Raw genomic sequence first — 18453 nt, 5'->3', positions numbered from 1 at the left:
AGTGCAGCAATGCATGGAGCTGACCAGTACTAATCGGTCGAGGGCTTATCCTACAAGCTTGCCGGAGACATCCGGTAAGCAGCTAGATCGCATGTTTGTTTCGGATCCAGTTTTCAAGGTGCAAACCTTGTAGCAAGCTGTATGCCTTTTCTAAGGTTTGATATTGCTGAAGTCATTCAGTGATGGAAATGCAGCGCAAAATCAGGTTTGGTGGCGATAGCGGAGGGGTTCCACACGTACCCATCCCGAACACGACCGTTAAGCCCTCCAGCGCCGATGGTACTTGGACCGCAGGGTCCTGGGAGAGTAGGACGTTGCCAAGCACATGAAAACCACTGTTGAGTGATCGACAGTGGTTTTTTGTTGTTTTAACTGTTCCATATAATTGAATAAACCCCACTGGCCTTATTAAGGTTAATGGGGCTTTATTCATAACTAGGCTTTCTTACTGTATATAATTCCTATCGTATTAGGTCCACAATGACTGGAAATGACACAACCTGCTGTTGACAGGACAACCTGTTTGGCACCGGTTTGCTCTTTTAGCGTTTGCTGCAGCTGAAGGGCATCCGTCTCCGCCATAGAATGGACGACATAAATAATATCGTTGTCCATAGACTCTTTTTGAGATAAAGCGTTGCTCAGCATTTGATCCAATGCCTTTTCCCGTTTGCCCCGCACCTTGTAGGCAGGTGTCATTTTGCCGTCAATAACCTTGATGACCGGACGAATCTTTAACAGGCTGCCGATCAGATTTTGCATCCCGGAGCAGCGCCCGCCCTTATATAGGTACTCCAATGTATCAATAACAAATTCAGTATCCACAAGCGGACGAACCTGATGAAGCATGTCTATGATTTCGTCGGTCGACTTCCCTTCCTGAACCGCATAGACGGCCTTCATAACGAGCAGTCCAATACCTGTGGACAAATTTAGAGAATCAAATACCGTAACCCGTCCATCAGGGAATTCACTTGCTGCCAGAAGTGCGTTCTGATAGGTGGAGGATAATTCGGAAGACAAGCTGATATATAGGATATCGTCGCCCTGTTCTATGTATGGTGTAAATGCATGTATAAAATCAGCCGGCGAGGGTGCAGCTGTCTTAGGCAGGCTGCCCGTCTGGCTGACACGCGCATACAGCTCCTGTGGGGAGATATCTACCCCATCCCGTAAGGATTCGTCCCCGAATACAGAGTAGAGCGGCACAATGCCAATCTGGTATTCAGAGAGCCATTCCTTGGGTAAATCGCTGGTACTGTCAGCGAAGATGTGTATTTTACGCATCGAGTTCTCCTTCAATTCAAAGTATCGGTTAAGCTAATAACCACCATATTATAAAACAACGCTGTAACGCTAGCAAATCGCTTAAAGAGATACTTGCTGTGCAATAACACCAAAGATAATTAAACCTACCACCAGCAGGAGCATAATCACGTTGATAATCAATCCGGTAACGGCGAACACTTTACGACGATGACGCATGGAGCAGCCGACAATTCCGAGTATAACACCTGCAAAAGCGAATAGTACATAAATAGCGAACAAAACGAGCGATCCGATAAAACCAGGGTTGGAAGCCAGCTCTTCAGGATCCAGACCGGTTGTTGCATACGTGTTGGCGTACTGATACAGCGTCGAGCTGAACATTAGAAAAAATGCTGCAAACGCCAAAATAGACAGCAAACCTAGTACAAAGGAGGCGATCCCGGGACCAGCGTGTTTTACTTTGACCTCCCTTTCGTTCATGAATGTACTTGCGTCCGTTTCTGTGAATCCTGGCCTCTCGGTGGAGTTCTGATTCAAGCCCATTACACATCTCTCCTTAGAATAAGTTATCAAACATATACCATTTCATATCCTGTTGTAAAAATCAACCCTCATAAGATAGATGTAATGAGGTTTATACAACATTAACACCTCTTCACCCACTATAAACGGACAGAGTAAAGTGGAAAACGATAAAATAATCCTTTAATATTAAACAAGTAACGTCGTTACAAGCGATAACAGGCTATATAAGCGGTTATCCAGACAAAGGAGAGAATCATATGATGCAGCAAAGGTGGATTAGAATCGGGGCTGTGGCAGCGATGCTGTCTGTAGCCATCGGTGCTTTTGGAGCACACTTATTGAAGGGGAAAATAGATGCAGATGAGCTGGCTATATTCGAGACAGGGGTCAGATATCACATGTATCACGCAATCGGGCTTGTGCTGATTGCCCTGGCGGCAGGACAGTGGGGCACTTCAGCCAAGCTGCTCTGGGCGGCAAGATTGTTCGTGATCGGGATCGTGCTGTTTGCGGGAAGTTTATATGTACTAAGTATAACAGGAGTGAAGGTCCTGGGGGCAATTACACCGCTGGGAGGAGTCTGTTTTATTGCGGGATGGATTCTACTCGCGTTGGCTGCTCCCAGAAAAAATGGATCGGCACATTCTTGAAAACAAAAAAACGGACACCTGGTGTCCGTTTTTTTGTTTTTCAGAAAACCTTAAATTCATCAATTTCATTCGTGCGGAAGGAGTATACCTGCTTCTCATCTACATGGTAGACGTTAATAAGTCCATTGGAAAGGTCAAAATTGAGAATACGGCAGGGAATGCTCTGTTGGCGGCCGTAACGGTTCACTATAATTCGTACAAGCTTGTTCCCTTGAATCTGTTCTTGAATCCATGTACTTAAATCTCCAGTAATGCTGCTGCCTGATGATGACGGTTTCTCTGTAACTGAAGCTGGTTTGTCTGTCATCTGCTTGCTCTCGGATTGAACGTTTGCTCTACTCTTACCTGCCGGAGAGCTGGTCTGGGATGCCTGGCTTTTGATACCGGATAAGGAGGCCATCGAGCCGCGTTTGACTTGGAGCGCTGCTTCAATTAAAGAACCTAGTTCAATGCCCGATTTGATTCGGTAATCAGCAGCTGATTCCATGTGGTTAAGCGTATCCAATAAGGCTTGAAGTGCGTGTCCGTTGGACTGACCTTGAACCAAAATATCAACGTTAAATAAAAAACTCGTTTCCTCAGTGGATGATTCCTTTTTCATTGTTCCTCCAGCCCCGCTGTTTGATTGTCAGATTGTCCTGTTAGGTATTAATCATCATATCATTAAAATGAAACAAAGCATAGTACCTAAGACTCGCAATTTTACATACCTGATTCGATACATTTCGACAATTTTGTCTGGGTAAAGGTCCACACTGTGCCACACATCATGCATACAATGGTCTTAATATTAAAAGGAGGTGCAGTGCTTCATATGGTAACCATGGAGCCAATTCGTGTAGGAGATTCTGTTCTGATCGGGGTCGAAGTCAAGCTGCCAAAAACGACGCTGCTCAGCATTTCAACCTCCCGAGGATACATCATGTGCGGAGCGCTTGATATAGGTCTTTTGAATGAGGTACTTGGATCTCGTCAAATTATTGCGGCACGGGCTATCGGTGTACGAACGCTTGAACAGCTCCTGAATGCGCCGATGGAATCGGTCACCAAGGAAGCAGAGGCTATAGGAGTATTGCCTGGAATGTCAGGTTATGAAGCATTGGAGAAAATGCTGTGAATTAGACCTGTGCAGCCCCCGTGTAACAAGACATCAGAATGTGAGCCGGGGCGCTGCTGTACATAAAGTAAGGACCTGGAATAATAGTATAAACAAGCGTTCACAATAAGGTTGTTCCGTTTGCAGCCGCACACAGAATCGGCCGGATTTTGTTTCGCAAGAAATTAGCAAGGGTAAATGAAGAATAGACGCCTGGCAGGTATAGTATCTGGCCTGCTGGCGTCTTGACGCTGACAATTATACAGTCCAGGCCTATCATTCAAACAGGAATGGGAATGGATTGCAAACTTAATTTATGACAAAGGATGGGATCATTATGGCTAAAACACAAACAACCAAAGCTTCTACAACATTGGAACAACAATTGAACCGTCAAGTTGCCAACCTGAATGTACTTTATGTTAAAATCCACAACTTCCATTGGTATGTTAAAGGTCCTAACTTCTACACGCTGCATGTAAAATTTGAGGAGCTTTATAATGAAGTTACGCTGAAAATGGACGAGATTGCAGAACGACTGCTGGCCATTAAAGGCAGTCCTGTCGCAACCCTTAAAGAATATCTTGAACTGTCTTCCATCCAGGAAGCAAGCGGCAAGGAAGATGCGAATACGATGGTGCAGACGATCATCGAAGATTTCGCGACACTGTCAGAAGAATTCCAGGAAATTATTGATGCAGCTGAAGAGGCAGAGGATCAACCAACTAGTGATCTGCTGACAGGCTACAAACGTGACCTGGAGAAGCATATGTGGATGCTCCGTTCTTTCCTGGGTAACTAATCCTGGGCGGGAACAATATAGCGCGGTCTGCTCTGCAGGACGACTGGTGACGCTTGCAGGATATGCCGGTGCCGGTCGACAGACACCCAAGCTGACTGCAGCTGACAAGTAATTAGATGAAGTTAAGGAAATATCAGGTCTGGTTGAGTATTCAGCCAGGCCTTTTTAATATTTTGAAGGATACCTGCAAACAATGTCAAATAGTCCGGAGGTTGCAATGAAAATGAACTTTATTATAAAATCGACTTGAGAATCACTGAGAATCAGTTTAGAATGATTATAAATAAACTGTGATTTTTATCATTGCATGAAATCAGGGGAACCCCTGTTAGATGATATAACTTTCTGATTTCCATGAATAGACAACTTTATTGGAGGGACAAACAGACATGGCTACAAATTTCGTCATTGAAGGTTTGAAAGCAACAATCGAAGGCAAGGAGATCCTGAAAGGAATTAACCTTGAAATGAAGGGCGGAGAGATCCATGCGATCATGGGTCCAAACGGTACAGGCAAGAGTACCCTGGCATCTGCTCTGATGGGACATCCTAAATATGAAGTAACAGACGGTAAAGTTCTGTTGGACGGCGAAGATGTACTGGAAATGGAAGTGGATGAGCGTGCGCGCGCAGGATTGTTCCTGGCGATGCAATATCCAAGTGAAATTGCCGGTGTTACAAATTCTGACTTCCTTCGCAGTGCAATCAACGCCCGCCGCGGTGAAGGCAATGAAATTTCCCTGATTAAATTTATCCGTCAAATGGAAGGCAAAATGAAGGATCTCGAAATGAACCCGGAATTTGCACACCGTTACTTGAACGAAGGCTTCTCCGGCGGTGAGAAGAAGCGTAACGAAATTTTGCAGATGCTGCTGCTGGATCCGAAAATTGTCGTGCTTGACGAAATTGACTCCGGTCTGGATATCGACGCCCTGCGTATTGTAGCAAACGGTGTAAATGCTATGAGAAGCGAAGACCGTGGTTTCCTAGTTATTACCCACTACCAGCGTCTGTTGAATTACATCAAACCTGATTTCGTTCACGTTATGATGCAAGGCCGTATCGTGAAGTCTGGCGGTCCTGAGCTGGCAGAGCGTCTGGAAGCTGATGGTTACGACTGGATCAAAGAAGAGCTCGGAATAGTTGATGAAACTGTAGGCCAAGAAGCGTAAGACAGAGACGAAGGAGGAACACTGATGACAACACAAACTACTCTTCCGGTTAACTCTGACACGTTGCGCGCTTGGGCTCAGCAGAAGAATGAGCCAGCATGGCTTACGGAGCTGCGCCTCAAAGCCTTGGAGCTTGCAGGTCAACTGGAACTACCACAATTTGAGAAAACTAAAATCGATCGCTGGGATCTGAGCCAGTACGGTGCATACCAAGCTGAAGAGGCTCTTGCTTCACTGGATGAGGCTCCGGCTGCGATTGCCGATCTGATCAAGCCTGAAGAAAACGGAAGCCTTATTATTCAGCGCAACTCCGGTATCGTCTATACACATCTCTCTGCTGATCTTGCTGCCAAAGGCGTGATCTTCACCGATTTGGAAACTGCGGCACGTGAGCATGAAGAGCTGGTTAAACCTTATCTGCATACAGTCGTTAAAAGTGAGGAAAGCTCCATTGCGGCGCTGCATACAGCTCTGTGGAACGGCGGTGTATTCCTGTATGTTCCGAAGAATGTCGAGATCGAAGCGCCGCTGCAGGCCGTATTCCTGACGGATGATGCTGGTGCTGCATTTGCTCCGCATATTTTGATCGTTGCGGATACGAATAGCTCTGTCACTTACGTAGACAACTATGTTTCCGGTGAGCTGTCTTCTCCGGTGTTCCATAACGGCGCTGTTGAAGTGTATGCCAAAGCCGGTGCGAAAGTGCGTTATGCAACGGTTCATCAGCTTAATGGCAGCACAACGGATATCTCTTTCCGCCGTGCGGTAACGGATAACGATGCTTCAATTGAGTGGATTGTCGGTGAGATGAACAACGGTAATACAGCAAGTAATACAATGACCGTACTGAAGGGCAATGGATCCACCTCGGATTCCAAAATCATTGCTGTAGGCTCCGGTGCCCAAAAGATTAACTATACAACCCAAGCTCAGCACTTTGGCAGAGATTCTGCAAGCCAGATGATCACACGTGCTGTTATGCGTGAAGAAGCTTCAGCTATCATCAACGGAATCACGAAGATTGAGAAAGGCGCGACTAAGGCGGACGGTCAGCAAACCGAGAAAGTATTGATGCTGAGCCCGAAATCCCGTGGAGACGCCAACCCGATCCTTTTGATTGATGAAGATGACGTAACTGCAGGACACGCAGCATCGGTAGGACAAGTAAACCAGGAACAAATCTATTACCTGATGTCCCGGGGGATTACCCGCGAGGAAGCCGAACGCTTGATTATTTATGGTTTCCTGGCTCCGGTGGTATCGGAAATTCCACTGCCAGCCCTGCAGGAACAGCTGCAGCGCCTGGTTGAACGGAAACTGGGACAATGAATCCGTTAGAGATTCGGGAGCAATTCCCCATTCTGCACCAGGAGATCAATGGTCATCCATTGGTCTACCTGGATAATGCGGCAACATCACAGAAACCGCTCGCGGTAATCGACGCGGTTAAGCGTTATTATGAATGGGACAATTCGAATGTTCACCGCGGTGTGCACACTTTGGGCAGCCGGGCAACCGACGCTTACGAGGGTGCACGCGAGAAGGTGCAGAAGTTCATTAATGCCAAGCGCAGCCAGGAGATCATTTTTACGCGTGGAACGACAACGGCTCTGAATCTGGTTGCTTCTTCCTATGGCCATGCCAATGTGAAGGAAGGCGACGAGATCGTTATTACGCCGATGGAGCACCACAGTAATCTGATTCCCTGGCAGCAGCTGGCCAAGGCAACAGGAGCGACTCTGAAATATATTCCACTGCAGGAAGACGGCAATATTGATCTGGCTGATGTGGAGAAGACGATTACAGACAAGACGAAGATGGTTTCGGTTGTCTATGTCTCGAATGTCTTGGGCGTGGTGAATCCGGTCAAAGCGATTGCCGAGATCGCTCATCGTCATGGTGCCGTTATGGTCGTTGATGGAGCACAGAGCACCCCTCATATGAAGGTGGATGTACAGGACCTGGATTGTGACTTCTATGCGCTCTCCGGCCATAAGATGTGCGGTCCTACCGGAATTGGTGCTTTGTACGGCAAAAAGGCCCTTCTAGACGCGATGGAGCCTGTAGAGTTTGGTGGAGAAATGATCGACGATGTTGGTCTGTATGAATCCACCTGGAAAGAGCTCCCTTGGAAGTTTGAAGGCGGAACCCCAATTATTGCAGGAGCTGTCGGTCTGGGCGCTGCGATTGATTTCCTTAGTAATATTGGCATGGATGCCATTGAACGTCATGAGAGTCTGCTCGCAAATTACGCGATGGACCGCATGAGAGAGATTGATGGCATTTCTATATATGGCCCGGCTAAAAGGGACGTTGGACTGATTACTTTTAATATGGATGAAGTACATCCCCATGATGTGGCCACCGTGCTGGATGCCAGCGGGATTGCGATTCGTGCAGGGCATCACTGCTGTCAGCCGCTGATGCGCTGGCTCAAAGTAGGTTCTACTGCACGCGCAAGCTTTTACTTGTATAATACAGAAGAAGACGTCGACCGTTTGATCAGCGCCTTAATCCAGACAAAGGAGTATTTTGGCGATGCAACTTGATGACCTGTACCGGCGTGTTATAATGGATCACTATAAGAACCCCCGCAACCGCGGCAGGTTCGAAGACGATGAGGCCGTAACGGTGGATCTGAACAATCCAACGTGCGGAGACCGGATTTCCCTGCAGTTGAAGACGAAGAACAATATCGTTGAAGATGCCAAGTTTTCCGGAGAAGGCTGCTCGATCAGCATGTCCTCCGCTTCGATGATGACAGAGGCGGTAAAAGGCAAATCGCTCGAGCAGGCCCTGGATCTGGCTGGCCGTTTCTCCAAGCTGATGCAGGGGGAAGAAGTGGATTTTGACGATTACGAAGATATCGAAGCCCTATCCGGTGTGAATAAGTTCCCAGCACGCATCAAATGTGCCACATTGGCCTGGAATGCACTGCGCAAGGGAATCGAAGTTGAGCATTAACGACAAGAGGTTAGGGAGGTATTATCATGGCTAAAAAAGCACCTGAAATGGAAGAGTATAAATATGGCTTCCGTGATGAACATAAAGCGATTTTCCAGACTGGTAAAGGTCTGACGCCTGAAATTGTTAAGGAAATCTCCAAAATTAAAGGCGAACCCGAGTGGATGCTGGACTTCCGTCTGAAATCCCTCAAGCAGTTCGAGAAGATGTCCATGCCGGAATGGGGCGGAGATCTGAGTGAACTGGATTTTAACGACATTCAGTACTATGTAAGACCTTCGGAGAAGCAGGGCAAGACTTGGGAAGAGGTTCCTGCTGAAATCAAGGAAACCTTCGACAAGCTGGGTATTCCTGAAGCGGAACAGAAGTTCCTGGCCGGTGTATCTGCCCAGTATGAATCTGAGGTTGTTTATCACAACATGCAGAAGGACCTGGAAGATCAGGGCGTGATCTTCATGGATACAGACACAGCTCTGAGAGAGCACCCGGAGATTCTGAAGGAGTATTTCGCAACGGTAGTACCGCCAGCGGACAACAAATTTGCTGCATTGAATAGTGCTGTATGGTCCGGCGGAAGTTTTATCTACGTACCCAAAGGTGTAAAATGTGAAATTCCGCTGCAGGCGTACTTCCGCATTAACTCCGAGAACATGGGTCAGTTCGAGCGTACGCTGATTATTGCTGATGAGGATAGCTTCGTACACTACGTAGAAGGCTGTACAGCGCCGATCTACAGCACGAACTCCCTGCACAGTGCGGTCGTTGAGATCATTGCAAAGAAGAACGCACGTGTGCGTTATACAACGATCCAGAACTGGGCGCCGAACATTTTCAACCTCGTTACGAAGCGTGCAGTTGCAGAAGAGAATGCGACAATGGAATGGGTCGATGGCAACATCGGTTCCAAGCTGACCATGAAATACCCTGCAGTCGTACTGAAAGGCCGTGGCGCCAAAGGTATGGTACTGTCCATCGCAGTAGCAGGTAAAGGTCAGCATCAGGATGCTGGTGCGAAAATGATCCACCTTGCACCAGATACCACTTCTACGATCGTATCGAAATCGATCAGTAAGCATGGCGGTAAAGTAACCTACCGTGGTCTGGCTTCCTTCGGCCGTCAGGCGGAAGGTGCTAAATCTAATATCAAGTGCGATACATTGATTCTGGATAATCAGTCGACTTCGGATACAATTCCGTACAACGAGATTTTCAATGACAACATCACCCTGGAGCACGAAGCAACCGTGTCCAAGGTGTCGGAAGACCAGCTCTTCTACCTGATGAGCCGCGGTCTGAGCGAAGCAGAAGCCACGCAGATGATCGTTATGGGCTTCATCGAGCCGTTCACGAAGGAACTGCCGATGGAGTACGCGGTTGAGATGAACCGTCTCATCAAGTTCGAAATGGAAGGAAGTATCGGTTAAGCCTTTAACATCTAGGGTTTAGCGGGTAATATAAATAATCGTGCCGATTTCGTGCCGATTCAGATTTGAGTCCCAATGAAGAAGGCGAACTTTTTAAGTTCGCCTTCTTTTATTAATAAGCTATCGCTGTTCTAAGCACGTTTCACACATTTTTTGCCACCGGACTTGAAATGCTAAAGAGCCAAGCTTTTCGTTTAACATAAGGGCGATCGTCCATATTGATTTTCAAAACAACGGACCCTGCTGCCAAGGCAGTCAGGGTCCGTTGTTCGTGCTATTTAACCACTACATATAAATTTCATCAATGGCCAAGGAACGTTCGCTCGCCAGGTCGACAAATCCTCTCTCGGTCTGGACCAGCGGTCTAAAATAATCAATCGCGTTATTATGTATAATGACGCCGGATTCTCCGTTCGTGAGCAGTACGCGTTTGCCGATAAAGTTGGGCAGCATATGACGAATAAAGGCCTGTGTCACTTCAGCATTCAGCTGTCCAAAGCTTAATTGGTACAATTCACGCAGGACAGAGAGCAGCTCCTGCTTGTTCTGATAGACCCGATTAGAGCTCATGGCACTGTATACATCCGCTACCGCAACAATCCGCGCATAAGGATGAATTTGTTCTTTTACGAGCCCGTGCGGATAACCTTTGCCATCCTCGCGTTCATGATGCTGCAGAGCAACGAGTGCGCTGATCTCATCATTGGTTGAATTCAGGATAATATCATACCCCAGCTGTGCATGGCGTTTCATCTCTTCGTATTCATCAGGTGTAAGTTTGCCCGGCTTATTGAGAATGGCGGGAGGAATCATGCTCTTGCCGATATCATGCATATATCCTGCCTTGCCAATGACATATGCTTCTTCCTGACTGTATCCCATCCAGAGTGCGATATAATAAGACAATACGCCTACCTGGAGGGAATGCTTGTAGGTATATTCATCCCGCTTGTCCAACAGCAGCAGCAGGGACACCACGTCGCGATGATTATTTAACTCTGTGGTTAACGGCATCATCGCTGCGGTAACAATATATTCATCAAATACCCCTGTTTGTGCGGCTTCCACAAACATAGCCTCAAACGTATCAAAGGCTTCCAGAAAAAGAGGTTTGACGCGGCTGTATGATTCGATTAAGAAAGCGTCATCATCGAGATCTGAACCAGAAGATGAGGATTCCATACCTGTATCAACATCAATGTAGTCAATTCCGTGTTGAAGGAACTTGGCCAGGTCATCCGGTTTCAATTCTGTGCCTTTGCCTAATATAAGCAGTCCGAATGAATTGTAGGTGTCGCTTTGCAGGATATCCCCGGGTTTAGCATCGGTCACATGTATTCTCAATCTTACAACCACCTTTTACGCGAGTCAGTTAGTGAGAATATTTTACCAAGAAAATTATGGGATTACAACGACATTTTACTACAAAAGATCTACAGTTGGGTCCCATGGTCCTAGTTGATGACCCTTCCACTCCGAACCATCCTCCCAAATTTCCTTTTTCCAAATCGGGACCGTCTGCTTCAATCTCTCAATCGCATAACGGCTCGCCTCGTAACAGGTATCACGATGGGGAGCTGAGATGGCAATAATGACACTGATACCGGCAATATCTACGATGCCCAGACGATGGGAAATTGCACAGCGCGTACCCGGCCAGCGGCTGAAGATTTCGGATCCGATCAGAGACATCTGCTTGAGGGCCATAGGGATGTATGCCTCGTACTCCAGATGGACGGTTCGCTGATTGCCGGTCATTTCCCGGGTGGTTCCGACGAAGCTGATGGAAGCCCCGTGATTGGCTGTAATGACTTTACCCGTCACCTCTTCGACCGAGAGAGGCAGATAGGTGATGACATACATACCATCCTCTGTTATATGGTCAACGGGCTGGTCAGGATCTGTTCCGCTGCCTCCGGAAACGGGCGGGATGAGAGCGATCTCGTCGTCTTCCTTAAGCGGTGCAGCGTCAGGTGTGTACTCCTGATTAACAGCAACGAACGAAGTACGGATGAGGGAAGCCGCATCAGGATATTGTTCAGCGAGCTTTGTTTTTAGACTGCCTGCTGTACAGGCTGTATCTGGGTATTGGAATTCAAGACGGGAACTGCCGATCCGTTCAGCAAGTCCGGCGAATAGATGAATAAGCAGCTTCAAGTGACTTCACCTCATGTGTGTATGAATAGCTATAACCGATTATAAACCCCTACAATATACCACAATCGTTCTGAAAATGTTATGCTAAGGGGTGGATTTACAGCTCTACATTTCTATAAGGAGGGAATTGAGATGAATACAGCACCTGAGACCCTTACCATTTTGCATACTAACGATATTCACAGTCACTTCGAACATGTTCCTTCCCTTGCTGCCATGATAGAAGCTGAGAAGACGAAGGCTGCCGGTCCGGTTCTCGTGCTGGATATCGGCGATCATATGGATCGTGCAGCTGTAGAGACCGAGGGTACTATGGGCAGTGCCAACGTCGATATATTGAATTTGACTGGATATGATGCCATAACGATTGGTAACAACGAAGGGCTGACCTTCACTCCGGAGGAGCTTCAGCTGGCTTATGCGGGGATTCAATGCCCTGTCGTCTGCGGAAATTTCGTAGAACTGTCAACGGGCAAAACGCCGTCATGGATGTCGGAATATGCCATTATCGATAAAAATGGAATTAAAATCGGCCTGCTCGGAGCTACAGCTCCTTTTAGCACGTTCTATGAGCTGTTGGGCTGGAGCACGCTAAATCCATATGAGACCCTTGCCCGCCAGGTCCGGGAAATTCGGGGTCAGGTGGACCTGATTGTTGTGATGTCCCACCTCGGGCTATCGTCTGACCAGAAGATCAGCAGCAGCATATCGGGCATTGATGTCATATTGGGCGCCCATACTCATCATTTGCTGCAGGACCCGCTGATTGCCGGCAGCACTGTGATCGGGGCAGCCGGCAAGTTCGGCCGCTGGCTGGGGACCATGACGCTGGAGAAAGCAGGCGGGGCGGCGTCATACCGCTTGGTACAGGGCACCTGCCTGGAAGTGGTGCCTGATCTGCTGGAGGAGAACGTAACAGCTGCGCTGCTGACCCATCGCCAGCAGGCAGAGCAGGCCCTGTCAGGCACGATCGTAATTACGGACCGGGAACTGCCTGTGAATACGCGACGGGAATCTCCATTCGGCAATCTGCTTGCCCAGGCTGTCCGCCATTTTACAGGTGCTCCTGCTTCCGTAGTCAATGCAGGGCAGCTGCTTGGTCCTCTGCCGGAGGGAGACGTGAGTAAAGGGCTTTTGCATCAGCTGTGTCCTTCGCCTATCAACACCTGTACCATGCTGCTGACCGGAAGAGAACTGCGACGAACCCTTGAGGAGAGCCTCCTCCCAGAATTCACGGATCGCGCGATTATTGGCTTTGGTTTCCGCGGCAAAGTCCTTGGGTCGATATGTGTCGATGGCATACAGATAAAATATGACGAAAATCGCCCTTCCTATGATAAAATAACGGAGATAACCATTCAGGGACAGGTTGTGCAGGATGAAGGCAGCTATCTGATTGGGACGCTGGATATGTTTACTTTCAAGGTGGGTTATGAGGAGCTGGCCAAGGGGAGGGATGTTTCTCTGCGCCTGCCCGAGTTTTTGGGCAACCTGCTGGAAGAGGAACTGAAACGGCCATTGGCATTGGAACAGTGTTTTGAGCAGCGCTGGATGGAACGGAAGGAATAACCCTATTGCAGTGTAAGCGGAATTCTCTTTCAGATCCATGTTTATATCGAGCGAAAGACCGACACAAGATGGATCATCAGTCATCCATGGCGTCAGAGGGAGAGGGTTTAGTTTGCGTCTAGTACCAGTTACGTCACTGCAATCCGGCATGAAGCTGGGCAAAAAAATATATACTGAAGATGGGCTGGTCCTGCTGGCAGCGGGTGTGGAACTGACTGATAAGTTAATCTCACGGCTCTGCCAGTTGGGAATCGGCTACATCTATATAGAAGATGCATTGACAGAGGACGTTCATGTGCCGGAGCTTATTCATGAGGAGACCCGTCTAAAGGCATTATCTGTGATCAAGAGGGAATTTAATATGGTTCCCAAGGGATTTGTAAGCAATCGTGCCTATCACCTTGGAGCGGCATTTGGCCAAATGATGGAGTCTATACTGGATGACATCGGAAGCAGGGATGATACGATGATTATGCTTCAGGATATGAAATCAACGGATTTCAGCCTTTTTGATCATTCGCTTAACGTCTGTCTGTACACGCTGGTGCTTGGCCTGGCGAATGGCTACAACAAGAAACAGCTCCTAGAGCTGGGGCTCGGTGCACTGCTTCACGATATCGGGAAAATGCAGATCCCTTCCCACATCCTGCAGAAGCCCGGCAAGCTGACGGATGAGGAATTCAAGCATGTTCAGGCACATACGAAGATTGGCTTTGAGATTCTGCGGAGTGAGCCCGGGATCCCGCTCGTGTCTGCGGTCTGCGCGCTGCAGCACCATGAACGCCTGAATGGCAGCGGATATCCAAACGGATTCAAGAAGGACGAGATCCATGAGTATGCCAAGTGGGTGGCCCTCGCTGATTCCTACGATGCCATGACAGCTAACCGTGTGTATCGCCCTGGTCTGCTGCCGCATAAGGCAGTCGAGAGTCTGTACGCCGGCTCAGGGACGCTGTATGAACAGAGCATGCTGGAACGATTCAGAGATTGTGTTGCGATTTATCCGCTGGGATTGACGGTTACACTAAGTACAGGTGAGACCGGTGTCGTGGTCCGCATCCATCACCAGATCCCGCAGCGGCCGGTGATCCGGGTATTCAAGGACCGGAACGGTCAGGAAGTGCCGCCATACGAAATCGATTTATCGACAGCACTGTCCATTATTATTACTGATATTCCCGGCATACATAATGAAATGCTGCAGCGAGGATAGGCTGCTGCCTAAGGCCTGATGACATTGGAGGCCTGACACCGCACCTGGAGAACCCCGAGACGATGGAGGTGATCCGGGTGCTGTTTTACTTGGAGCATGTTATGATAATAACGACATCAATTTAGGTTAATATTAAGAAAAAGGTGAACAGAATGACGGTTTTACAAGAAAATAGTTTTCCCGTGCAGCCCCTTTCCCCGAGCAACGATCCCTGGGATCCGATTGGCTCACTGCGTGTACATGGCAAGCATGTACTGACCAGTGTGGAAATGACGGTTACGCATTTATGCAATATGCGCTGTGAGCACTGCGCAGTCGGCGATATGCTGACGATGAAGGAGGCTCCGTTCCTTCCGCTGTCCCAGATGCTTCAGAGACTTGATGAGGTAGAGCATCTGCAGACGATCAGTCTGACAGGCGGGGAGCCTTCCATGCTGGAAAAAACGGTGGATGAAGTTATCGTCCCGCTCCTGAAATATGCAAGGGAACGGGGAATCCGTTCACAGATCAACTCCAACCTGACGCTCGACATTGGCAGATACGAGAAGCTGCTTCCCTACCTGGATGTCATGCATATTTCATTCAATTATCTGAATGCGGATGATTTCCATACGGTTGGTTTCGCAAATACAGGCCGCCCGGTTTCCCGGGATGTCGCTGCGCGTATGTACGACAAGATGATGGAGAACGCACGACGGTTAAGCGAGATGGGCATGTTCATTTCAGCAGAGACGATGATTAATTACCGGACGCATGAGAAACTGGACGGTATTCATCAGCTGGTCCGTGAAATGGGCTGCCAGCGCCATGAGGTACATCCGATGTATGCCTCCAACTTCGCTTCCTCCCTGCCGGTTCTCTCTTTGGACGATATGCGCCGTGCGATTCATGGTCTGCTGGATGTCCGGGATCCGGACATGTGGATGCTGTTCGGCACACTGCCGTTCTTCGCATGCTCCAGCAGGGCTGAGGATCTGGAGCTGATCCGTCGTCTGCATGCGGAACCTATGGTTACGGTCCGTAACGATCCGGATGGACGAAACCGGGTGAACGTGAATATGTTTACGGGAAACGTATATGTAACAGATTTCGCTGACATCCCGTCATTCGGTAACATTCGTGAGGACCGGCTGGACGATATTTTTGCAGAATGGAGAGACCGCCACCCGTTGAACCAGACGGTGAACTGCCATTGTGATGCAGCCGGCTGCTGCGGCCCTAACCTGCTCGTACAGGATATGTACTACAAAGGGGTCGATTTCAAAACAAGGAAAGCCATAACACTATAGAAATGGGGAATCCCAATTGTCGCATACCGAATTTCACCCCGGAGAGCTATTTCTAAATTTGTTTTTGGTCTTATTATTGGTTTTCCTGAACGGTGTATTTGTCGCTGCGGAGTTCTCATTGGTCAAAGTAAGGCATTCCCGGCTCACGCAGCTGCAGTCGGAAGGCAATAAGCTGGCGAGCTACGCATTAACCGTAAACCGTAAGCTGGATGCGTACCTGTCAGCCACCCAGCTGGGTATTACGCTGACATCCCTGGGACTCGGCTGGCTCGGTGAACCTGCGGTATCCGAGCTGCTCGTGGAGCCGCTGATGTACCGTCTGGGTGTACAGGATCAGGGGATTATTACTACGGTATCCGTCGTAATTGGCTTCTGTGTAATTACCTTCCTGCATATCGTACTGGGGGAGCTTGCGCCAAAATCACTGGCGATCCAGAAAACAGAAGGGGTCGCTCTAGGGCTGTCTGCTCCGCTGCTGCTGTTCTACCGGGTGTTTCTGCCGGTAATCTGGGTGCTGAACGCATCGGCCAACGGTCTGCTGCGCATCTTCGGTATTCAGCCTGCCAGTGAGGCGGAAGCGGCTCACTCGGAGGAGGAAATCCGGATTCTAATGAATCAGAGTGCGAAGAGCGGCGTTATCGATAAGGACGAGATCAAGCTGATGGATAACATCTTCGATTTCTCGGATCTCCTTGCTCGTGAGATTATGCTGCCCCGAACGGATATGGACTGTCTGTATACCAATCTGCCGCTGGAAGAGAACCTGCGGATTATCAGCGAGACCAAACACTCGCGGTACCCGGTGGCTTTCGAGGATAAGGACCAGATTGTCGGCTTCATTCATATTACCGACCTGCTGCTCGCCGATCCGGACAAGCAGCAGGATCTCGCTTCCCTGGTGCGTCCGATCCTCAATGTGCCGGAATCGATGGAGGTCAGTCATGTGCTGCGTCTCATGCAAAGCAAGCATTCCCAGCTGACGCTGGTGGTCGATGAGTATGGCGGTACAGCGGGCCTGCTGACAGCAGAAGAGATCCTTGAAGAGATTGTAGGGGATCTCTACGATGAATTCGAGGATGAGCGTCCGAGTGTCGAAATTAATGAAGATACGATTTCCGTAGACGGCAGGATGCTTATTGAGGACGTGAATGATCTGACCGGCATCGCGATTGAAGACGATGAGGTCGATTCGATTGGAGGGTGGCTGTTCAAGGAGTTAGAGGGCAACCCTGCCAAGGGTAAAAAGGTCGAACATGCTGGTGTAATCTTCGAGGTGGGTGAAGCCTCACGCCTTCGTATTATGCGTGTGGTCATTCACCGGACACCGGGCATGCGCCTCGGAGCTGAACAGGAGAATGAAGAGAATCTGGAGGAGAACACGGCGCTGACCGATTAGCATCTCATGGACTTATGGAATTGTAGAATTACATAAGCACAATCGGGTGGACAAACGGAGCTCCCTGCTGCCAGTTATGCGGCGGCAGGGAGTTTTTGTTTTCTACAAAATCTGGTTCGAAATCGGGCCCTTTCCTCATATGCATGTTATAAAGTCAGAATGAGTAAAGGAGGACCCTGTTATGCAGCCTTCGCAATTTCGGGAGTATGCACCTTTTGTAGGTCCGTTTGATCCTTGCCCCCCGATTCGGATCAAGACGTATAACGTGCCGCCAAATCTGTTCGTCCGATTCCAGCCGCCAGGCCTTCCGCAATTCAGTCCACAGGAGGCATTAAGGCTGGGAACGCTGTGGCCTGCCTTCTACAGCCCTTATCCGGCACCGGCCGGACCGCGGCAAGAGGAGGAGGGCGTATGATGGAAGCAGGTAAGCCGGTGCCGTGTGATGAGCAGTATTATCAGCTGCTGGAGCAGCTGCAGACGCTGGATTTTGTGCTGGTAGAGCTTAATTTGTATCTGGATACGCATCCCAACGATCTCAAAGCCATTGAGCAGTATAACCAGTTTACCCAGGAGAGAATGAAGGTAGCCAATCAGTTTCAGCTTCTCTATGGACCGCTGATGCATTTTGGTCATGCGTTTTCCAAGTGTCCGTGGGAATGGAGCCAGAGCCCTTGGCCTTGGCAGGTATAGCTGACGAAGAGGAGGGAAATGCATGTGGATTTATGAGAAAAAGCTGCAGTACCCAGTACGGGTCAGCAAATGTGATCCCCACATGGCGAAACTGCTGCTTGAGCAGTACGGCGGTGCCGATGGTGAACTGGCTGCTGCCCTGCGATATCTGAATCAGCGGTACACCATACCGGATAAGGTGATTGGTCTGCTCAATGATATCGGCACCGAGGAATCTGCACATCTAAGTTATCGTTC

The 18453-nt window shown here is 48.8% G+C and carries 19 protein-coding genes, 1 rRNA gene and 1 pseudogene; 16 read left to right on the top strand and 5 right to left on the bottom strand.

The features are described from left to right. The first annotated feature begins 206 nt into the window (after window positions 1-206). A 5S ribosomal RNA gene (gene rrf / locus Q5741_RS19080) occupies window positions 207-323 on the top strand. Between the two features lie 112 nt (window positions 324-435). Here rrf and Q5741_RS19075 read toward each other — a convergent pair. After that, window positions 436-1287 carry a DegV family protein gene (locus tag Q5741_RS19075; RefSeq protein WP_305025712.1) on the bottom strand — a complete coding sequence of 284 codons (852 nt, stop codon included), beginning with the start codon at window positions 1285-1287 and terminating at the stop codon, window positions 436-438. Between the two features lie 81 nt (window positions 1288-1368). Next, the gene (locus tag Q5741_RS19070; protein ID WP_305025711.1) at window positions 1369-1812 is read right to left on the bottom strand and encodes a hypothetical protein; all 444 of its coding nucleotides are present in this window, start codon (window positions 1810-1812) and stop codon (window positions 1369-1371) included. A gap of 242 nt (window positions 1813-2054) precedes the next feature. Here Q5741_RS19070 and Q5741_RS19065 point away from each other — a divergent pair, with 242 nt between their 5' ends. After that, the gene (locus tag Q5741_RS19065) at window positions 2055-2444 is read left to right on the top strand and encodes a DUF423 domain-containing protein (RefSeq protein WP_305025714.1); all 390 of its coding nucleotides are present in this window, start codon (window positions 2055-2057) and stop codon (window positions 2442-2444) included. Window positions 2445-2484: 40 nt separating this feature from the next. Here Q5741_RS19065 and Q5741_RS19060 read toward each other — a convergent pair whose 3' ends face one another. Beyond that, window positions 2485-3045 (bottom strand): hypothetical protein, encoded by a 561-nt coding sequence (locus Q5741_RS19060; RefSeq protein WP_305025710.1) that lies wholly within the window; start codon window positions 3043-3045, stop codon window positions 2485-2487. Window positions 3046-3258: 213 nt separating this feature from the next. Between Q5741_RS19060 and Q5741_RS19055 the strand changes: the two genes are divergently transcribed. The 7 genes from Q5741_RS19055 (at window position 3259) to sufB (ending at window position 9902) form a co-directional block, all read left to right on the top strand. Further along, window positions 3259-3561: a YunC family protein gene (locus Q5741_RS19055; RefSeq protein WP_305025709.1), complete on the top strand. Its 303-nt coding sequence runs from the start codon at window positions 3259-3261 to the stop codon at window positions 3559-3561. Between the two features lie 316 nt (window positions 3562-3877). Further along, window positions 3878-4342: a Dps family protein gene (locus Q5741_RS19050; RefSeq protein WP_305025708.1), complete on the top strand. Its 465-nt coding sequence runs from the start codon at window positions 3878-3880 to the stop codon at window positions 4340-4342. Window positions 4343-4731: 389 nt separating this feature from the next. Then, entirely contained in the window at window positions 4732-5514 is a 783-nt protein-coding gene (sufC, locus tag Q5741_RS19045; RefSeq protein WP_305025707.1) for a Fe-S cluster assembly ATPase SufC, read from the top strand. A gap of 24 nt (window positions 5515-5538) precedes the next feature. Next, window positions 5539-6843, top strand: coding sequence for a Fe-S cluster assembly protein SufD (sufD, locus tag Q5741_RS19040; protein ID WP_305025706.1), 1305 nt, complete (start codon window positions 5539-5541; stop codon window positions 6841-6843). Then, window positions 6840-8063, top strand: coding sequence for a cysteine desulfurase (locus Q5741_RS19035; RefSeq protein WP_305025705.1), 1224 nt, complete (start codon window positions 6840-6842; stop codon window positions 8061-8063). The genes sufD and Q5741_RS19035 overlap by 4 nt, the downstream gene beginning before the upstream one ends. After that, entirely contained in the window at window positions 8053-8478 is a 426-nt protein-coding gene (sufU, locus tag Q5741_RS19030; protein ID WP_305025704.1) for a Fe-S cluster assembly sulfur transfer protein SufU, read from the top strand. Before Q5741_RS19035 ends, sufU begins: the two co-directional genes overlap by 11 nt. 26 nt (window positions 8479-8504) lie before the next feature. Next, window positions 8505-9902: a Fe-S cluster assembly protein SufB gene (gene sufB, locus Q5741_RS19025; RefSeq protein ID WP_305025703.1), complete on the top strand. Its 1398-nt coding sequence runs from the start codon at window positions 8505-8507 to the stop codon at window positions 9900-9902. A gap of 285 nt (window positions 9903-10187) precedes the next feature. Here sufB and Q5741_RS19020 read toward each other — a convergent pair whose 3' ends face one another. Together Q5741_RS19020 and moaD are read right to left on the bottom strand one after the other, a co-directional pair. Next, window positions 10188-11246, bottom strand: coding sequence for an HD-GYP domain-containing protein (locus Q5741_RS19020; RefSeq protein ID WP_305025702.1), 1059 nt, complete (start codon window positions 11244-11246; stop codon window positions 10188-10190). A gap of 78 nt (window positions 11247-11324) precedes the next feature. Further along, a complete protein-coding gene (moaD, locus tag Q5741_RS19015) occupies window positions 11325-12059 on the bottom strand; it encodes a molybdopterin converting factor subunit 1 (protein WP_305025701.1) in 735 nt (244 codons plus the stop codon). A 126-nt stretch (window positions 12060-12185) separates the two neighbouring features. On the opposite strand from moaD, the gene Q5741_RS19010 reads away from it, so the two are divergent. From Q5741_RS19010 to Q5741_RS18980, 7 genes and pseudogenes are all read left to right on the top strand, one after another. Then, the gene (locus Q5741_RS19010) at window positions 12186-13628 is read left to right on the top strand and encodes a bifunctional metallophosphatase/5'-nucleotidase (protein WP_305025713.1); all 1443 of its coding nucleotides are present in this window, start codon (window positions 12186-12188) and stop codon (window positions 13626-13628) included. 112 nt (window positions 13629-13740) lie between these two features. Continuing rightward, window positions 13741-14841, top strand: coding sequence for an HD-GYP domain-containing protein (locus Q5741_RS19005; RefSeq protein WP_305025700.1), 1101 nt, complete (start codon window positions 13741-13743; stop codon window positions 14839-14841). A gap of 152 nt (window positions 14842-14993) precedes the next feature. Then, window positions 14994-16130 carry a radical SAM/CxCxxxxC motif protein YfkAB gene (gene yfkAB / locus Q5741_RS19000; protein WP_305025699.1) on the top strand — a complete coding sequence of 379 codons (1137 nt, stop codon included), beginning with the start codon at window positions 14994-14996 and terminating at the stop codon, window positions 16128-16130. Window positions 16131-16146: 16 nt separating this feature from the next. Then, on the top strand, window positions 16147-17526 hold the full coding sequence (locus Q5741_RS18995) for a hemolysin family protein (RefSeq protein WP_305025698.1): 1380 nt from the start codon (window positions 16147-16149) through the stop codon (window positions 17524-17526). Window positions 17527-17707: 181 nt separating this feature from the next. After that, complete coding sequence (locus Q5741_RS18990; protein WP_305025696.1) at window positions 17708-17941, top strand: spore coat associated protein CotJA; 234 nt, start codon at window positions 17708-17710, stop codon at window positions 17939-17941. After that, window positions 17938-18216, top strand: coding sequence for a spore coat protein CotJB (locus Q5741_RS18985; RefSeq protein ID WP_305025695.1), 279 nt, complete (start codon window positions 17938-17940; stop codon window positions 18214-18216). The genes Q5741_RS18990 and Q5741_RS18985 overlap by 4 nt, the downstream gene beginning before the upstream one ends. A gap of 22 nt (window positions 18217-18238) precedes the next feature. Next, a pseudogene (locus tag Q5741_RS18980) lies at window positions 18239-18442 on the top strand (manganese catalase family protein); the annotation flags it as partial. Between the last annotated feature and the right edge of the window lie 11 nt (window positions 18443-18453).

The sequence above is a fragment of the Paenibacillus lacisoli genome (assembly GCF_030580655.1).
Taxonomy (GTDB): domain Bacteria; phylum Bacillota; class Bacilli; order Paenibacillales; family Paenibacillaceae; genus Paenibacillus; species Paenibacillus lacisoli.
The sequence above is the reverse complement of the archived record's forward strand: the minus strand, read 5'-3'. Positions and strand labels throughout refer to the sequence as shown.

Coding starts and splice junctions, on each gene's coding strand:
- sufU (WP_305025704.1), top strand. CDS start 8,053: ATGCAACTTGATGACCTGTACCGGCGTGTTATAATGGATCACTATAAG.
- Q5741_RS19060 (WP_305025710.1), bottom strand. CDS start 3,045: ATGAAAAAGGAATCATCCACTGAGGAAACGAGTTTTTTATTTAACGTT.
- Q5741_RS18985 (WP_305025695.1), top strand. CDS start 17,938: ATGATGGAAGCAGGTAAGCCGGTGCCGTGTGATGAGCAGTATTATCAG.
- Q5741_RS19065 (WP_305025714.1), top strand. CDS start 2,055: ATGCAGCAAAGGTGGATTAGAATCGGGGCTGTGGCAGCGATGCTGTCT.
- yfkAB (WP_305025699.1), top strand. CDS start 14,994: ATGACGGTTTTACAAGAAAATAGTTTTCCCGTGCAGCCCCTTTCCCCG.
- sufB (WP_305025703.1), top strand. CDS start 8,505: ATGGCTAAAAAAGCACCTGAAATGGAAGAGTATAAATATGGCTTCCGT.
- sufC (WP_305025707.1), top strand. CDS start 4,732: ATGGCTACAAATTTCGTCATTGAAGGTTTGAAAGCAACAATCGAAGGC.
- Q5741_RS19070 (WP_305025711.1), bottom strand. CDS start 1,812: ATGGGCTTGAATCAGAACTCCACCGAGAGGCCAGGATTCACAGAAACG.
- Q5741_RS19055 (WP_305025709.1), top strand. CDS start 3,259: ATGGTAACCATGGAGCCAATTCGTGTAGGAGATTCTGTTCTGATCGGG.
- Q5741_RS19035 (WP_305025705.1), top strand. CDS start 6,840: ATGAATCCGTTAGAGATTCGGGAGCAATTCCCCATTCTGCACCAGGAG.
- Q5741_RS19050 (WP_305025708.1), top strand. CDS start 3,878: ATGGCTAAAACACAAACAACCAAAGCTTCTACAACATTGGAACAACAA.
- sufD (WP_305025706.1), top strand. CDS start 5,539: ATGACAACACAAACTACTCTTCCGGTTAACTCTGACACGTTGCGCGCT.
- Q5741_RS19075 (WP_305025712.1), bottom strand. CDS start 1,287: ATGCGTAAAATACACATCTTCGCTGACAGTACCAGCGATTTACCCAAG.
- Q5741_RS18990 (WP_305025696.1), top strand. CDS start 17,708: ATGCAGCCTTCGCAATTTCGGGAGTATGCACCTTTTGTAGGTCCGTTT.